We start from the raw sequence: 15,183 nt of genomic DNA on the forward strand, positions 1-15,183 counted from the left end.
GGTAAAATGACGATACAGCTGCAAAAGCCGGATATCACCGAGCTGAAGCCACGCATCACCGTTTTCGGTGTTGGCGGCGGTGGCGGTAACGCTGTCAATAACATGATCACGGCAGGTCTGCAGGGCGTCGATTTCGTCGTCGCCAACACTGACGCGCAGGCCCTGACGATGACGAAGGCCGACCGGGTGATCCAGCTCGGCGTCAACGTCACCGAAGGTCTCGGTGCCGGTTCTCAGCCGGAAGTCGGTCGCGCTGCTGCCGAAGAGTGCATCGATGAAATCATCGACCACCTGAACGGCACTCACATGTGCTTCGTCACCGCCGGCATGGGCGGCGGCACGGGCACGGGTGCGGCTCCGGTCGTTGCACAGGCTGCCCGCAACAAGGGCATCCTGACGGTCGGCGTTGTTACCAAGCCGTTCCATTTCGAAGGTGGACGCCGCATGCGTCTGGCCGAACAGGGCATCGAAGAGCTGCAGAAGTCTGTCGATACGCTGATCGTCATTCCGAACCAGAACCTCTTCCGCATTGCTAACGACAAGACGACCTTTGCCGATGCCTTCGCAATGGCCGACCAGGTTCTCTATTCCGGCGTTGCCTGCATCACCGACCTGATGGTGAAGGAAGGTCTTATCAACCTCGACTTCGCTGACGTTCGCTCGGTCATGCGCGAAATGGGCCGCGCAATGATGGGTACGGGTGAAGCGTCCGGCGAAGGCCGCGCAATGCAGGCTGCGGAAGCGGCTATTGCCAACCCGCTGCTCGACGAAACCTCGATGAAGGGCGCACAGGGCCTCCTGATCTCCATCACCGGCGGTCGCGACCTGACCCTCTTCGAAGTTGACGAAGCTGCAACGCGTATTCGCGAAGAAGTCGATCCGGATGCCAACATCATCCTCGGCGCGACTTTCGACGAAGCGCTCGAAGGCCTCATCCGCGTTTCCGTCGTTGCCACCGGCATCGACCGTGTACCGGGCCAGATGGAAAAGAACATCGCCGAGATGCGTGCAGCCGCCGCTGCAGCAGCAAAGCCCGTTATCCGTCCCTCCGCGGCCGTTGCATCCGCTCCGGCCGCAGTTCAGCCTGCCCCAGTTATGCAGGCACCAAAGTCCGTAGATCCGATTGCTCAGACCATCCGCGCTGCGGAAGTCGATATGGAGCGCGAACTCGCTCTGGCCGCTGCTGAACAGCAGTTGCGCCAGGCACAGGCAGAAGCCGAGTTCCGCCCACAGAGCAAGCTGTTCGCATCTGCTCCGGCCGAATCGCCGGTCGTTGCTCGCCCCGCAGCACCGGTTCAGGCTGCTCCGGCACCTGTATACCACGCTCCGGAGCAGGTCGCAGCGCCGGCTCCGCGCATGGCACAGCCACAGGCTCAGGTTTATCATGAACCAGCTCCTGTCGCGCGCCAGCCGGAGCCGGTTCGCATGCCAAAGGTCGAGGACTTTCCGCCAGTGGTGAAGGCTGAAATGGATCACCGTGCACAGGTTGCTCACGCAGCACCTGAAGAGCGCGGTCCCATGGGACTGCTGAAGCGAATCACAAATTCGCTCGGCCGTCGCGATGAAGAAGAAACTGTTCCTTCCGACATGATGGATGCTCCGAGCCTCGCTCCGCAGCAGCGCCGTCCGATGTCTCCGGAAGCGAGCATGTATGCACCGCGTCGCGGCAACCTGGATGACCATGGTCGCCAGTCGCCGGCTTCTGCCAGCCATCACGAAGACGATCAGCTCGAAATTCCGGCCTTCCTGCGCCGTCAATCAAACTGATCGGATAGCCGGTCGGTGAACCGATCAGGCGATTCTGCGTTAAGCGAATACCCGGGTCTGAAAGGCCCGGGTATTCGTGTTTCACTGCCTCGGTGCGAGGGTGCTTCTCTCAATTCTTTCAAATGCTTGGGTCTGTAACAAAGCGAAATCAACAGTGATTTGTGATGGCGCTGCAGTGTGCGTATGTAAGAACATGGGAATGGGAAATAACGTCTCCGTGAGCACTTCATTTCCCCTCTTTTGACTTCGGACCAAGCCGGCATTTCTGGCGGGGTCACATGAAAAGGCTTGATACGCATGACCATCGGATTGCTCGGTTTTCAGACAACTATCGCCAACCCTGTTCAACTCAAGGGTATCGGCGTGCATTCGGGCAACCCGGCTTCCATGACGTTTCAGCCGGCGGAAGCCGGAACGGGTATCGTCTTCAGCCGCACGCTGGAGAATGGTACCGTGGTGGAAGTGAAGGCGGTTTCTGCCAATGTCGGCAACACCGATCTTTGCACCGTGATCGGCCGTTCGCCCGCACAGTCCGTTGCAACCGTCGAGCATGTCATGGCCGGCATCTACGCCATGGGCATCGACAACCTGATCGTTGAAGTCGACGGTCCAGAAGTGCCGATCATGGATGGCAGTTCCGCACCGTTCATCGAAGCGATCGAATCGGTTGGCATCGTCAATCTCGGCGTGAAGCGCCGCTACATCCGCGTCATCAAGCCGGTTCGTATCGATGCTGGCGCATCCTGGGCGGAGTTCCGCCCGTATGATGGTACGCGCTTCGAAGTCGAAATCGATTTCGATACGCCGCTGATCGGTCGCCAGACCTGGAAGGGCGACCTGACGGCTGAGACGTTCAAGAACGAGCTTTCGCGTGCTCGCACCTTCGGCTTCATGCGTGATGTGGAGCGCCTGTGGGCTGCCGGTTACGCGCTTGGCTCCTCGCTGGAAAATTCGGTTGTCATCTCCGACGACCATACGGTCATCAATATGGAAGGCCTGCGCTACGAGAAGGAAGAGTTCGTTCGTCACAAGACGCTCGACGCCGTTGGCGATCTGGCGCTCGCCGGCGCACAATTCATCGGCTGCTACCGCTCCTATCGCGGCGGTCACAAGGTCAATGCGAACGCGCTGAAGGCGCTTTTGAGCGACCCGACCGCCTATGAGATCGTCGAGGCGCCTGCAGCGCGTCAGCCGGTCGTTCGTGCGCGTGAATTCGTGGCGATCAACCAGCCGGAATTTGCGCCCTGGTCCGCATAAGATCATAATTCTATTCGACTTTTCATAAAGGCTGTCCCTCCAGGCAGCCTTTTTTCTTTTGTCCGTGCTCAGGCGTGATCGAGTGCTGCGAAGGGCGGTGGCGTTGCCAGCTGGAAGGCTGGCAAAAGCGATGATAATCGTCAGAGAGTTTCTTGGGGTGAGGGTGGTTTGACGTGGAATTGTTTGCCGTAGCAACGGTGATCGGCTTTTCTGTACCCGTGGGTACGCTCTTAGGTAGTCACCTTCGGCGCAATGGAAATCTGCTCCCGCAGAACGCTTCCATTTAAAAAGGAAACGCTCTAATAGGAGTTGCAAGGGTGGAGGCCGGGATTATCGCGTTTCATGCGTGAGCCTGCCATAAAAATGCGTTAATGCGTCATCATTGCGTTGCCCTGCTGGTGCTTTTGCGGCTAGAACCGCCTGCGAAAGCCTAAGCTCTGTAGTGACGCGGGAAGTGGGAACTGTCGAATGAAGCGTGTTGGGTCTGGTGCAATGAATGGAACGGTGCGGGTTGGGCTCGTATCGCTGATGCTGCTTGGCGCCGGAACGCTGGTCACTGCCTGCCAGTCCGATCCCGATATCGACATTACAAAGCTCGGCGTTGAAACCGATCCGCCGGATGTGCTTTACCGCCAGGCGCTTGCCAATATGAACAAGGGCAACATGACCGAAGCCGGTCGCAAGTTCACCGCGATCGACAAGCAGTACCCGTTCACCGAGTGGGGCCAGAAGGCTCTGGTGATGAATACCTTCATCGCCACGCGTCAGAACAAAAACGAAGCAGCGATCACATCCGGTCAGCGCTTCCTCAAGCAATATCCGCGCGCGAAAGACGCAGCTTACGTTCAGTACATGATCGGTCTTGCTTACTCCAAGCAGATCGCCGACGTGACGCAGGACCAGCGCGCCGCGCAGCGTACCATCGAAGCGATGAGCAAGGTGGTCAACGACTATCCGAATTCGGAATATGTCGCCGATGCGCAGGCGAAGATCCGCTTTGCACGCGATCAGCTTGCTGGTCGCGAAATGCAGGTCGGTCGCTATTACCTAGAGCGCAAGGAATATCTGGCTGCCGTGTCCCGCTTCCGCATCGTCGTGGAGCAGTACCAGAACACCAACCAGATCGAAGAGGCGCTCGCACGTCTCACAGAAGCCTATTACGCCATGGGACTGGTGGATGAAGCCCAGACGGCAGCTGCCGTTCTCGGCAACAACTACCCGGACAGCCAATGGTATGCCGATTCCTACAAGCTCTTGAAGGGCCAGGGTCTGGAGCCGCGTGAAAACCGCGAATCCTGGATTTCCCGCGCCGGCAAGAAGCTGATCGGAGCGTAAGGCAAAGGCGTTCCCATGCTGGTCCAGCTTTCGATCCGCGACATCGTTCTGATCGAACGGCTCGACCTTGGGTTCGAGGCCGGTCTCTCGGTGCTGACCGGCGAAACCGGCGCCGGCAAATCCATTCTTCTCGATAGCCTGTCGCTCGCCCTTGGTGGGCGTGGCGATGGCGGTCTCGTGCGCCATGGCGAAGATAAGGGGCAGGTGACGGCCACTTTCGAAGTTGGCATGGATCATCCTGCGCGCCTGCTGCTGCGCGAAAACGGTCTGGATGATGATGGCGATCTGATCTTTCGCCGCGTGCAGTCGGCCGATGGGCGCACCAAGGCCTATGTAAACGATCAGGCCGTATCGGTGCAGATGATGCGCCAGCTTGGTCAGCATCTGGTGGAAATTCACGGACAGCATGACGATCGGGCGCTGGTGGACACCAATGCGCACCGCGCGCTTCTCGATGCCTTTGCCGGCCTCAGCGATGAGGTTGTCTCCGTTCAGGGGCTCTACCGCACCTGGAAGGACGCCGAGCGCGGCTTGAAGGTGCACCGCGCCAAGGTGGAGGCGGCGGCCCGCGAGGCGGATTATCTGCGCTCGTCCGTGGAAGAGTTGGAAGCGCTTTCTCCTCGCGATGGCGAGGAGGAGGAACTGGCGGAACGCCGGGCAGTGATGCAGAAATCCGAACGCATTGCCGGTGATATTGCCGAGGCCAGCGAATTCCTGAACGGCAATGCCTCGCCTGTGCCGATCATCGCCTCGATGATGCGGCGGCTGGAACGCAAGAGCCATGAGGCTCCGGGTCTGCTTGAAGATACCGTGCAACTGCTCGACGCAGCACTCGACAATCTTTCCAATGCGCAGATGGAAGTGGAAGCGGCGCTTCGCCGGACGGAGTTCGACCCGCGCGAGTTGGAGCGCGTGGAAGAGCGTCTCTTTGCGCTTCGCGCTGCAGGCCGCAAATATTCCGTTCCCGTAAGCGATCTTCCAGCGCTGGCCGAGCGCATGGTGACGGATCTTGCCGATCTGGATGCGGGCGAAGAAAAGCTGGCGAAGCTCGAAGCGCAGCTCGGCGTGGTGAAGGCCGATTTCGATCGAGCGGCAATGTCGCTCTCCGAAAAGCGTCGCAATGCGGCCGCCGCACTGTCCGAGGCGGTGATGGCGGAGCTTCCGGCCCTGAAGCTGGAGCGGGCGCGTTTCACCGTGGAGGTCACAAGCGATGCGTCGTCGGCGACGGCAGACGGTATCGATGTGGTGGAATTCCACGTTCAGACCAACCCGGGCACCCGACCTGGCCCGATCATGAAGGTGGCGTCCGGCGGCGAGCTTTCACGCTTCCTGCTGGCGTTGAAAGTGGCTCTTGCCGATCGCGGCTCGGCCCCGACACTGGTCTTCGATGAAATCGATACGGGCGTAGGTGGTGCGGTGGCGGATGCCATTGGCCAGCGGCTGAAGCGGCTATCAAAGACAGTTCAGGTCTTGTCGGTCACCCATGCGCCGCAGGTGGCAGCACGTGCCTCAACCCATCTGCTGATTGCCAAGGGACCGGCGGGCGATGGGACAGAGCGGATCGCGACCCGCGTTGCGACCATGCAGCCGGAACATCGCACCGAAGAGATTGCGCGCATGCTGGCGGGTGCATCGGTGACGGATGAGGCGAGGGCGGCTGCTGCGCGACTGCTGGCCGCACAGGACTGAGTCCTCGATCGACGCTTTCTTTAAAATTATGCGGCAGGTGCCAGCACATCCGCGATCGTGCTGGGCACGGTTACGGATTCGAAGGCGGGCTTTGCCAGGAGATATCCCTGCATCAGGTTGACGCCAAGGTCGCGGAGTGCGGCAAGTTGGTCAGCTGTTTCGATGCCCTCGCAAAGTGGTGTGATGTTCAGATCGGCCAGCATGTTCAACGTGTTGCGCAGGATCACGCGTCTGACCGGATCGCGGTCGATGCCGCGGATCAAGTCCATGTCGAGCTTGACGATATCGGGCTGGAAATGGGTGAGAAGGTTGAGGCCGGAATAGCCTGCACCAAAATCGTCGATCGCTGTCATGAAACCGATGTCCCGGTAGGTGCGCAGGATGTTCAGCACATGCACCGAGTCCAGCTTTTCGGTCTCGGTGAACTCGAAAATGATGCGGTTCAGCGGGAAGCCGGTCTTCATGGCGGTTGCCAGTGTCAGGCGGATGCAGGCGCGCGGCTCATAGACGGCGTTCGGCATGAAGTTGATCGAAAGCTTGGTGGTGTCCGTCGGATCGAATAGCCGCGCGGCAAGCTCGATCGCCTTGACGCGGCATTGCTGATCGAACGTATATCGGTTGCTCTCGTCGACCTTTGACAGAACCGTTCCCGCACCCTCGCCATTTGGGCCACGCACCAGTGCTTCATTGGCAAACACCGCGCCGGTGTTGACGTCAAAGATAGGCTGAAATGCCATCGAGAATGGGAAGTCGAGGTCTTTGCCGTCGCGGCAACCTTCACATTTTATCGACATGTCCGCCTTTTCTCCATGATTTTTGCGGACAATCTAGCCGGGTAGTCTTAAGTATTCGTGTGAAGAAGATGCTATATCTGCGTACAAAAACGTACGGTTCGAGGGCGCGCTCACCCCTCTTCTTCGTGAGACAGGATATTGATCAGCCGGCCGAAGGGATCACGGAGGTAGAAGCGCTTCACGCCCCATGGCTCGTGGGCAGGGCCATATTCGAGCTTCAGGCCTGCCGCTTTCACACGCCGAAGCACCTCCTCAAGATCGTCAACCTCAATCGACAAATCCGGGACGGGGGTTCCTGATCCGCCTTGCGTCGCGATGCTCACTTGTGGTCGCGCCTCGATTATGGGCGCTGCAAAGGTGACGATCCAGCCATGGTCCATGGCAAGGTCGAGGCCGAGGATGTCGCCATAAAAGGCTTGGGCGGCTTTGACATCCGGAGCGGCGATATTGGCGATGATCCTTTTGACGACCATGATCGCTTCGCCCGTTTCAGCGGCTGGCTGCAACGGCCACACCGGAGCCGATCATCACTCCGCCCGCCACGCGGTTGACGCGGCGAACGATGCGTTCCGAGCGCAGCAGCTTTCGTGCTCTCACCGCAAGCAGCACGTGCCCGCCGATCACCACCACCTCGACGCAGAGAATGACGGCGGCGAGTGCTGCCAGATGATCCACGGTCAGCGATGTACCGACGACGTTAGGCAGGAGCGCGACATAGAAGAGCGGCATTTTCGGATTGCCGAGATTGAGAACGAAGCCGGTGACAAAGATGGAGAAAAGGCCACGTCTCTCGCTCACGGGCTGAAGCTGCGGCACGACAGCCGGCGCCGTCCACATCTTCACCCCCATCCAGATCAGATAGGCCGCACCGCCATAGCGTAGAACCGTCATGGCAACGCCCATCTCCTGCGCAATCAGCGACAGGCCAAAGGCGGCCAGCGTAAGGAAGATCAGAATACCGGCAACTGTACCAAGCCCATAGGCAATGCCGGATGGCGCGCCATGGGTGATGGTTCGCGCGACGATGGTCATATTGTCGGGGCCGGGACTGGCTGCGAAGACGAAGAATGCAGCGGCAAAGGCGATCAGGGTCGTCATGTCCATGGGCGGCTCCGGAACAGAGGGATTATCCGGATGTTCAGAGTAATCGATTCCGTCCTGATGAAAAGGGGCCGTTTCGCCAGCTCCAATAATTGGATAAAAGCTCAGGCAGATTCCCGAATGAGGCCGCCATGTCGAACGACCAGAAACCCGTCGAAAACCTGACCGAGCTTGAAGCGTCTTCCGAGCTTGCCTTTCTCGCGGCTGAAATTGCGCGGCACGATGCGCTCTATCACGGCAAGGATCAGCCGGAGGTTTCGGACGCAGAGTATGACGCGCTGAAACGGCGCAACGATGCGATCGAGGCGGCTTTTCCGGCACTGGTGCGCGCCGACAGCCCATCGAAAAATGTGGGCTTTGCGCCGCTGCCGACTTTTGCGCCCATCGTTCATGCGCGCCCGATGCTCTCACTCGACAACACCTTCTCGGATGAGGATGTCGCCGACTTCGTCGCCTCGGTCTACCGCTTCCTCGGGCGGCTGCCGGATGAGTCGATTGCCTTCACCGCCGAGCCGAAAATCGATGGGCTTTCCATGTCCATCCGCTATGAACGGGGCAAACTGACGACGGCAGCGACGCGCGGCGATGGCACGACGGGTGAGAATGTCACCGCGAATATCCGTACCATCAAGGAAATCCCAAACGAGCTTCCCGCCAGCGTTCCGGATGTGGTGGAAGTGCGTGGCGAAGTCTATATGGCTAAGAGCGACTTTCTGGCGCTGAATGCGCAGATGGAGGCGGAGGGCAAGCAGACCTACGTCAATCCGCGCAACACGGCGTCCGGATCGTTGCGCCAGCTCGATCCGAATGTCACTGCACGGCGCAAGCTGAAGTTCTTCGCCTATGCGCTGGGTGAGGTCTCCAGTGGCGGTCAGCCGACGCGCATTGCCGACACGCAGCATGGTATTGTCGAAAAATTCCGCGACTGGGGTTTTCCGGTAAACCCGTTGATGAAGAGATTCACTTCCGCCGCGCAACTGCTTGAACACTATCATGAAATCGGCATTGCCAGGCCGGACCTCGATTATGATATTGACGGCGTCGTCTACAAGGTCGATGAGCTTGATCTGCAGGAACGTCTCGGCTTTCGCTCGCGTAGCCCCCGCTGGGCAACGGCGCATAAATTTCCTGCCGAGCAGGCTTTCACCACCGTCGAGGCGATCGACATTCAGGTGGGTCGCACAGGCGCGCTGACGCCCGTTGCGCGGCTGACGCCGATTACCGTCGGCGGTGTGGTGGTGACGAATGCGACGCTGCACAATGCCGATTACATCGAGGGGATCGGCAATCACGGTGAGCGTATCCGACCGGAGGATCACGATATTCGGATCGGCGACACCGTCATCGTCCAGCGCGCTGGCGATGTTATTCCACAGGTTCTGGATGTCGTTCTGGAACGGCGACCCGACACTCTGAAGCCCTATGAGTTTCCGAAAAAGTGCCCTGTCTGCGGCAGCCATGCGGTGCGCGAGCGCAATGAAAAGACCGGCAAGCTCGACTCGGTAACACGCTGCACCGGCGGCTTTGTCTGCCGGGCGCAGGCGGTGGAGCACCTGAAGCACTTCGTCTCGCGCAATGCCTTCGACATTGAGGGGCTTGGCACCAAGCAGATCGAGTTCTTCTTCGAGAGCGAAGATCCCGCGCTGTCGATCAAGACCGCTCCCGATATCTTCACGCTGAAAGAACGGCAGGAGAAGAGCCACCTCACCAGGCTTGAGAATATCGATGGCTTCGGCAAGGTTAGCGTCAAGAAGCTGTTCGATGCCATCGATGCCAGGCGCGAGATCGATCTGCACCGGCTGATCTTTGCGCTCGGCATTCGCCATGTGGGAGAGACGACCGCGAAGCTTCTGGCCCGCAGCTATGGCACCTATGCGCATTTCGAGGAGTCGATGAAGGCTGCCGCTGATTCGTCCGGCGACGCCTGGAACGAACTCAACAGCATCGATGGCATCGGTGAAGTGGTGGCGCGCGCCATTGTGGAGTTCTACAAGGAACCCCGCAATCTCGATGTCATCGACCGGTTGATGAAGGAGCTTCGCCCGAAGGAGGCGGATAAGCCATCGACGGAAGGAAGTCCTGTTGCTGGAAAGACGGTGGTCTTCACCGGCTCGCTGGAAAAATTCACCCGTGACGAGGCAAAGGCGAGGGCGGAAAGCCTTGGTGCCAAGGTCGCAGGCTCGGTGTCGAAGAAAACCGATATCGTCGTGGCAGGTCCCGGTGCCGGATCGAAGCTCGACAAGGCGCGCGAGCTTGGAGTGCAGACCATGGATGAGGATGAGTGGCTGGCTTTGATCGGCGGGTGACGATGTCAAAATCGTTCTGTCGGTTTGAGACAGTCATAGAGAGGGCCTCATGAGCGATCGGCTGGAGACGGTAGCGCGGCTGATTGCCGAGCAGTTTCCGCGATGGGCCGATTTGCAGGTTAGGCCCATGCGCCACAGCGGTTGGAAGACAGTAATGGGGACGAAGCTGCGTGCTGTGGGAGACCATTATTGTGCTTGCCGCACAGCACAGGCGAGATGATAGGCTGAGCGTATGGTCCCCGGAGGACCATCCGCGACGGTGATGGCTTTAAGACACGCTTTGCGCAATAATGCCTCGACCTCTTTGATGGTATGGTCCACATAAGAACGACCGTAGATGTGAAACTGCGCCGGGAGCCCACGTGAAATTCAGCCACTATGATGACGGTGTAGAGCTATCGCTCGGAAACGCCCCGCCTGTGTGGATACACGGCAGCATAATTATCCTGGTTACAGCCCTGACGTTCCCTATCTGGTACAAGTTCTCATCTCGCGGGTTTGCCACTGCCAGCGTTGTTGCCATCGGAATCGTGTTGTCGATTTTCATTCATGAGGCTGCACATGCATGGGCAGCCATAAAACTTGGCCACCGTGTCGTGCTAATCCGTCTTCATGTGAGAGGAGGAGAAACGCTTTGGGAGACGAACCGATACAGCAGAAGAGATGACTACCTCGTTACTTTCGCCGGGCCGTTGGCCAATCTCTGCGCGGGCATAATTGGGCTTGTATTGTATTACGTATTCCTTCCCGATCCCGTTTCTGTTGGGACGGATCAACTATGGCATCGGCCTCCGCCGACATCGCGACCTTTCATTTTTGCCGCAATCTTTTGGCTTTCCAATTTCAATCTGGTTCTAACCGTGATCAATTTGCTTCCAGCTTATCCCCTTGACGGAGGTCATATCCTTCATAACGTCCTGGAAACCCGGTACGGTATACACCGTGCTTTGTTTTGGACGGGCCTTGCCGGAACGATCCTCGCGGTTATATCCAAGTTGATCTTCGTGGTATCGATCATGGGCGGCGTGGTGATATGGTCTCCGCCAAATTTCCAGGTGAACTACAATGCGATGCAAGCTGGTCGGCAAAAATGGCCGCGACGAGTGACGTAGCCCAAACTCAGCAGGCGAAATTCAAGGTAAGCAGAGAAATCGTTGTGCTGACAAAAATTCTTCGCTTCGCTTTTGTTAAAGGGTTGATCCCACGTACGCGGCCTTACGTCGAGCGCAAATTTTCAATTCGCGAAACGTATTTATAAGTGCAGTCGAAGCAGGGCTACCTCACCCTCGCCATCAGATAGCAGTCGGCATAGACGCCATTTCGAAGAGCGTATTGCCGCATCGTACCTTCCTTCTCGAAACCGAACTTCTCGTAAAGCCGGATGGCGGGCGCGTTGTCGGTGAAGACGTTGAGTTCGATCCGTTTCAAGTCATGCCAGTTATCGGCTGCATCCAACAGTGTTTTGATGAAGAGCGTTCCGAGGCCCTTGCCGGTAAAATCATCGTGGATGCCGAGCCCTAACGAAGCGGAATGGCGCCTGCGACCCCGCTCCGCGTGGAGGCCAGCATTGCCGATCAGTCGACCGCGCCATTCAGCAACGATCATGATATCGGCTGGTGTAAGGGATTCCATATATCGGCGAGTATGAGCAACGCTCTGAAACGGCTGGCGAAGGGTACCGTAGCGGACGCCCGGCATGTTCAGGACTTCTGTCAGGGCTTCCGCATCATCCGGACGGAAACCACGGATGATGACGTCATCGAGGGAAAAATCGGCGGGTGAGGGTGGTTCCTGGGATTGCGACATGCTGTTTCCTTTCAATCGGAAGAGCAGGTGCATTCTGTTGCCCTGCTGCTTCGGCAGGGCTTCGGTGGAATGATCGCGAGACCTATCGCGAAAAGGCTCCACACAAGGCTCCACCGTCCACCGGCGTGCCGGTGGTACCCACGGTAAGCATCATTGTGTTGGTGTTTGCGATCATGGCCGCAGGATGCGGTGGCCGGTCGGTGCTGTCAAGTCTTGAAGGACTTGCGCTGCAACAGCCGCCCGTCGATGGCGACGAGACCGGCGGCGATCATTGCCATGCCGATAAAGTGTTTCAGGGCAAGCTGTTCTCCGAGGACCAGCGAGCCGAGGACGATGGCGCTGACCGGAATGAGAAAGGTAACGAGCGCAAGGTTCGTCGCGCCCGCCGAAGAGAGAATGCGGAAGAAGATGAGATAGGCGAGTGCGGTGGACAGGAGCGCTATGCCGAAGAGGGCGGCCCATGTTTCGCCGCTCGGCATGGCAAGCGTCCAGGGCCTGTCGACAAGGAGTGCAACCGGAATGAGAACGAGGCTTGAAGCGGAAATCTGGCCTGTGGCCGTCACCAGGGGCGGCACGCCCATCGCCTTGAAACGCCGTCCGAAAATGCCCGCGAAGGCGTAGGAGATGGCAGCACCGAGGATGGCAAGCTGACCCCAGAGGCTCGAGCGCTCACCTGTGAGTGCCGCAGGGCCGATCATGGTCGCGACGCCGACAAAACCGATGATGACGCCAGCAAGCTTGTTGGCGCTGAGCTTCTCATCCGTTGTCATCATATGGGCGACAAGCACGGTGAAGAGCGGCGTCGTGGCGTTGAGGATAGAGGCCACACCGCTGGCAATATGGGTCTGCCCCCAGACGATCAAGGAGAAGGGGATAATGTTGTTGAGGAGGCCCATGATCAGGAAGGCGCGGAGAACCTCCGGCTTTCGTGGCAGGCTGTAGCCGAGGACACGGCAGACAGTGAGAAGCGCGAGTGCGGCGATGGTGACCCGCAGCGTGACGATGGTGATCGGTGGCAATTCCTTGACCGCGATGCCGACAAAGAAGAAGGAGCCGCCCCAGAGGATGGACAGCGCGACCAGCATTGCCCATTCCGTTGCATTCATTCGGCTGTGTACGCTCATCTCGATCATCCCCATCACGTCATTGATTTCTAAGCTGTGGAGGGTGTCGTTCCCACCCGTTTCTTGTGTGGTGGTTCATTTCCAAGCCATTTTGTTCTATGCCGTTTGCAACGCACCGGGAATCGCCTCTTGAAAACAATCGCCATCGATTTTGAAACCGCCAATGAAGAGCGTGGCAGCGCCTGTTCTGTCGGGCTGGCATGGATCGAGGATGGCGTGATCACGCGGGTGGAAGAGCGGCTGATTCGACCGAAGGACATGCGATTTTCCCACTTCAACATTGCGGTGCATGGCATTCGCCCGGCCGATGTGGAAGATGCGCCTGAATTTCCCGAAGTCATGGAAGAGTTTGTCGACGAGTTTCGTGAAGCGACGATGATTGCCCATAACGCGGCCTTCGATTTCAGCGTCATGCGCGCGAGCTTCGACAAGTACCGCCAGAGCTATCCGTCGCTCTCTTACTTCTGCAGCGTGAAGATGGCACAGCGCGTCTGGCCGTCGCTGCCGTCGCATAAGCTCAACATCATCGCCCATCATCTTCAGCTTCGTTTTGTCCACCACAATGCCGCGGAAGATGCCGTGGTCTGCGCCTCCGCGGCCATTGCCGCTGCGAAGTCGCTGGCCTTGCAGCATGTGCGCGACATACCGGCGAAGATCGGCATGGTGGCCGGCCGCCTGCACGCGATGGGTTATGAGCCCTGCACGATGAGAAAACGCTAACACGCCGATCTTGTTACGCTGACGCGCCATCCTATCTGTTGTCTCAGACACGGAGGTAAAGGCGATGACATCACAGAAACTTCGAGTGGCACTGGTTGCGGGACTGGCGCTTTTCCCATTTGGCGCATTGGCGCAGGTGGTGGGCAAGGTCGGTGTCGACTGGACCGGCAATGATATCGTCGTGGAAGCCATCGCCGATCCCAAAGTGAAGGGCGTCACCTGCCACATCACCTATTTCGAGCGCGGCGTGATCGATCGCCTCAAGAACGGCAACTGGTTCGAAGACCCATCAAACAACGCCATCTCCTGCAGCCAGACCGGGCCGGTTGAAGTGGGCGATATCGATCTCTCAAAGGGCGGCGAAGAGGTCTTCCGCCAGGGCATGTCGCTGGTCTGGAAGAAAATGGTGGTCAACCGGATTTACGATAAGACCAACGACACGCTGGTCTACTTGGTCCATACGCGCGAGCTGACGGATGGCTCGGCGAAGATGGCGATCTCGACCGTGCCGCTCTATGGCCAGACCGTGACGTGGAAAAACGGCAAGCCATAACAGTCTATCCAATAATCGCGTTTGGTCGCCTGCAAATGGTAATTTCTGCGCTTCCGGTGCTCACGTACCGAAGTACGCTGCGCTCCGGTTCTCGAAATCACCCGTTTCGGCAGACCCACCACAATTCTTGAACAGACTGTAGGTACGGGTGGGTATACAGGAAGTCGCGCAACGAAAAACGGCGGACCAAAGGCCCGCCGTTATCTGAAATCCAAGATGCCTGACGTTATGCGGCTTCGCGCGACAATTCGTCGGCAATGACCGTGTCGAGGTTGAGGAAGCAGACCATGCTCTTTTCCAGCGCCACGATGCCGCGGCAGAAATTGCGCTGCTCTTCCGGGATGATTTCCGGGGCGGGCTGGAGGTCTTCGGAGCGGATGGTCATCATGTCGGAGACCTGTTCGACCAAAAGGCCGACCAGCTTGCCGCCGATGTCTGTAACGATGATCGCGGAACGCTCGGAGGGTTCGGTCATCTTCATGCCGAGACGGCAGGCCATGTCAATAACCGGGATCACCGCACCGCGAAGGTTGATGAGGCCGAGAACGTAGGGCGGAGTATGGGGCATTGGCGTCACCGGCGCCCAACCGCGGATTTCGCGGATCGCCATGATGTCGATGCAGAATTCCTGATCGCCGAGATGGAAGGAAACGATTTCGAGGTATGCGCCGGATTGTTTGATGGCGTTCGACATGGTCGTTGCTTGTCCTGGCGGCTCTCTGGCGGGCCGT

General features: G+C 58.5%; 14 protein-coding genes. 8 read left to right on the plus strand and 6 right to left on the minus strand.

Going from position 1 to position 15,183, the window contains the following annotated elements:
* Nucleotides 1-6: 6 nt before the first annotated feature.
* The 4 genes from ftsZ to recN all read left to right on the plus strand — a co-directional run bounded on the left by ftsZ (nt 7) and on the right by recN (nt 6,048).
* Nucleotides 7-1,767 carry a cell division protein FtsZ gene (ftsZ, locus tag EYC79_RS20915; RefSeq protein ID WP_130979403.1) on the plus strand — a complete coding sequence of 587 codons (1,761 nt, stop codon included), beginning with the start codon at nt 7-9 and terminating at the stop codon, nt 1,765-1,767.
* Nucleotides 1,768-2,064: 297 nt separating this feature from the next.
* Complete coding sequence (gene lpxC / locus EYC79_RS20920; RefSeq protein ID WP_062440558.1) at nt 2,065-3,024, plus strand: UDP-3-O-acyl-N-acetylglucosamine deacetylase; 960 nt, start codon at nt 2,065-2,067, stop codon at nt 3,022-3,024.
* Between the two features lie 468 nt (nt 3,025-3,492).
* The gene (locus tag EYC79_RS20925) at nt 3,493-4,359 is read left to right on the plus strand and encodes an outer membrane protein assembly factor BamD (protein ID WP_062426531.1); all 867 of its coding nucleotides are present in this window, start codon (nt 3,493-3,495) and stop codon (nt 4,357-4,359) included.
* Between the two features lie 15 nt (nt 4,360-4,374).
* Entirely contained in the window at nt 4,375-6,048 is a 1,674-nt protein-coding gene (recN, locus tag EYC79_RS20930; RefSeq protein ID WP_130979404.1) for a DNA repair protein RecN, read from the plus strand.
* Between the two features lie 26 nt (nt 6,049-6,074).
* On the opposite strand, the gene EYC79_RS20935 is transcribed toward recN, so the two are convergent.
* From EYC79_RS20935 to EYC79_RS20945, 3 genes are all read right to left on the minus strand, one after another.
* Entirely contained in the window at nt 6,075-6,842 is a 768-nt protein-coding gene (locus EYC79_RS20935) for an EAL domain-containing protein (protein ID WP_130979405.1), read from the minus strand.
* 110 nt (nt 6,843-6,952) lie between these two features.
* A complete protein-coding gene (locus EYC79_RS20940) occupies nt 6,953-7,315 on the minus strand; it encodes a VOC family protein (RefSeq protein WP_130979665.1) in 363 nt (120 codons plus the stop codon).
* 16 nt (nt 7,316-7,331) lie between these two features.
* A complete protein-coding gene (locus EYC79_RS20945) occupies nt 7,332-7,946 on the minus strand; it encodes a LysE family translocator (RefSeq protein ID WP_130979406.1) in 615 nt (204 codons plus the stop codon).
* Between the two features lie 128 nt (nt 7,947-8,074).
* Between EYC79_RS20945 and ligA the strand changes: the two genes are divergently transcribed.
* Together ligA and EYC79_RS20960 are read left to right on the plus strand one after the other, a co-directional pair.
* Nucleotides 8,075-10,249: an NAD-dependent DNA ligase LigA gene (ligA, locus tag EYC79_RS20950; protein ID WP_130979407.1), complete on the plus strand. Its 2,175-nt coding sequence runs from the start codon at nt 8,075-8,077 to the stop codon at nt 10,247-10,249.
* Between the two features lie 362 nt (nt 10,250-10,611).
* Nucleotides 10,612-11,361: a metalloprotease gene (locus tag EYC79_RS20960; protein ID WP_130979408.1), complete on the plus strand. Its 750-nt coding sequence runs from the start codon at nt 10,612-10,614 to the stop codon at nt 11,359-11,361.
* 163 nt (nt 11,362-11,524) lie between these two features.
* On the opposite strand, the gene EYC79_RS20965 is transcribed toward EYC79_RS20960, so the two are convergent.
* Both EYC79_RS20965 and EYC79_RS20970 read right to left on the minus strand, forming a co-directional pair.
* A complete protein-coding gene (locus EYC79_RS20965) occupies nt 11,525-12,055 on the minus strand; it encodes a GNAT family N-acetyltransferase (RefSeq protein WP_130979409.1) in 531 nt (176 codons plus the stop codon).
* Nucleotides 12,056-12,261: 206 nt separating this feature from the next.
* Nucleotides 12,262-13,161 (minus strand): DMT family transporter, encoded by a 900-nt coding sequence (locus EYC79_RS20970; RefSeq protein ID WP_130979666.1) that lies wholly within the window; start codon nt 13,159-13,161, stop codon nt 12,262-12,264.
* Between the two features lie 147 nt (nt 13,162-13,308).
* On the opposite strand from EYC79_RS20970, the gene EYC79_RS20975 reads away from it, so the two are divergent.
* Both EYC79_RS20975 and EYC79_RS20980 read left to right on the plus strand, forming a co-directional pair.
* Complete coding sequence (locus EYC79_RS20975) at nt 13,309-13,899, plus strand: 3'-5' exonuclease (RefSeq protein ID WP_130979410.1); 591 nt, start codon at nt 13,309-13,311, stop codon at nt 13,897-13,899.
* Nucleotides 13,900-13,963: 64 nt separating this feature from the next.
* A complete protein-coding gene (locus EYC79_RS20980; RefSeq protein WP_130979411.1) occupies nt 13,964-14,452 on the plus strand; it encodes a CreA family protein in 489 nt (162 codons plus the stop codon).
* A gap of 226 nt (nt 14,453-14,678) precedes the next feature.
* On the opposite strand, the gene EYC79_RS20985 is transcribed toward EYC79_RS20980, so the two are convergent.
* Nucleotides 14,679-15,146: a chemotaxis protein CheW gene (locus tag EYC79_RS20985; protein ID WP_062426540.1), complete on the minus strand. Its 468-nt coding sequence runs from the start codon at nt 15,144-15,146 to the stop codon at nt 14,679-14,681.
* Between the last annotated feature and the right edge of the window lie 37 nt (nt 15,147-15,183).

This window comes from Agrobacterium cavarae (assembly GCF_004310285.1).
Classification (GTDB): domain Bacteria; phylum Pseudomonadota; class Alphaproteobacteria; order Rhizobiales; family Rhizobiaceae; genus Agrobacterium; species Agrobacterium cavarae.

Coding starts and splice junctions, on each gene's coding strand:
- recN (WP_130979404.1), top strand. CDS start 4,375: ATGCTGGTCCAGCTTTCGATCCGCGACATCGTTCTGATCGAACGGCTC.
- EYC79_RS20980 (WP_130979411.1), top strand. CDS start 13,964: ATGACATCACAGAAACTTCGAGTGGCACTGGTTGCGGGACTGGCGCTT.
- EYC79_RS20945 (WP_130979406.1), bottom strand. CDS start 7,946: ATGGACATGACGACCCTGATCGCCTTTGCCGCTGCATTCTTCGTCTTC.
- EYC79_RS20965 (WP_130979409.1), bottom strand. CDS start 12,055: ATGTCGCAATCCCAGGAACCACCCTCACCCGCCGATTTTTCCCTCGAT.
- EYC79_RS20925 (WP_062426531.1), top strand. CDS start 3,493: ATGAAGCGTGTTGGGTCTGGTGCAATGAATGGAACGGTGCGGGTTGGG.
- ftsZ (WP_130979403.1), top strand. CDS start 7: ATGACGATACAGCTGCAAAAGCCGGATATCACCGAGCTGAAGCCACGC.
- lpxC (WP_062440558.1), top strand. CDS start 2,065: ATGACCATCGGATTGCTCGGTTTTCAGACAACTATCGCCAACCCTGTT.
- EYC79_RS20935 (WP_130979405.1), bottom strand. CDS start 6,842: ATGTCGATAAAATGTGAAGGTTGCCGCGACGGCAAAGACCTCGACTTC.
- EYC79_RS20970 (WP_130979666.1), bottom strand. CDS start 13,161: ATGAATGCAACGGAATGGGCAATGCTGGTCGCGCTGTCCATCCTCTGG.
- EYC79_RS20985 (WP_062426540.1), bottom strand. CDS start 15,146: ATGTCGAACGCCATCAAACAATCCGGCGCATACCTCGAAATCGTTTCC.
- ligA (WP_130979407.1), top strand. CDS start 8,075: ATGTCGAACGACCAGAAACCCGTCGAAAACCTGACCGAGCTTGAAGCG.
- EYC79_RS20940 (WP_130979665.1), bottom strand. CDS start 7,315: ATGGTCGTCAAAAGGATCATCGCCAATATCGCCGCTCCGGATGTCAAA.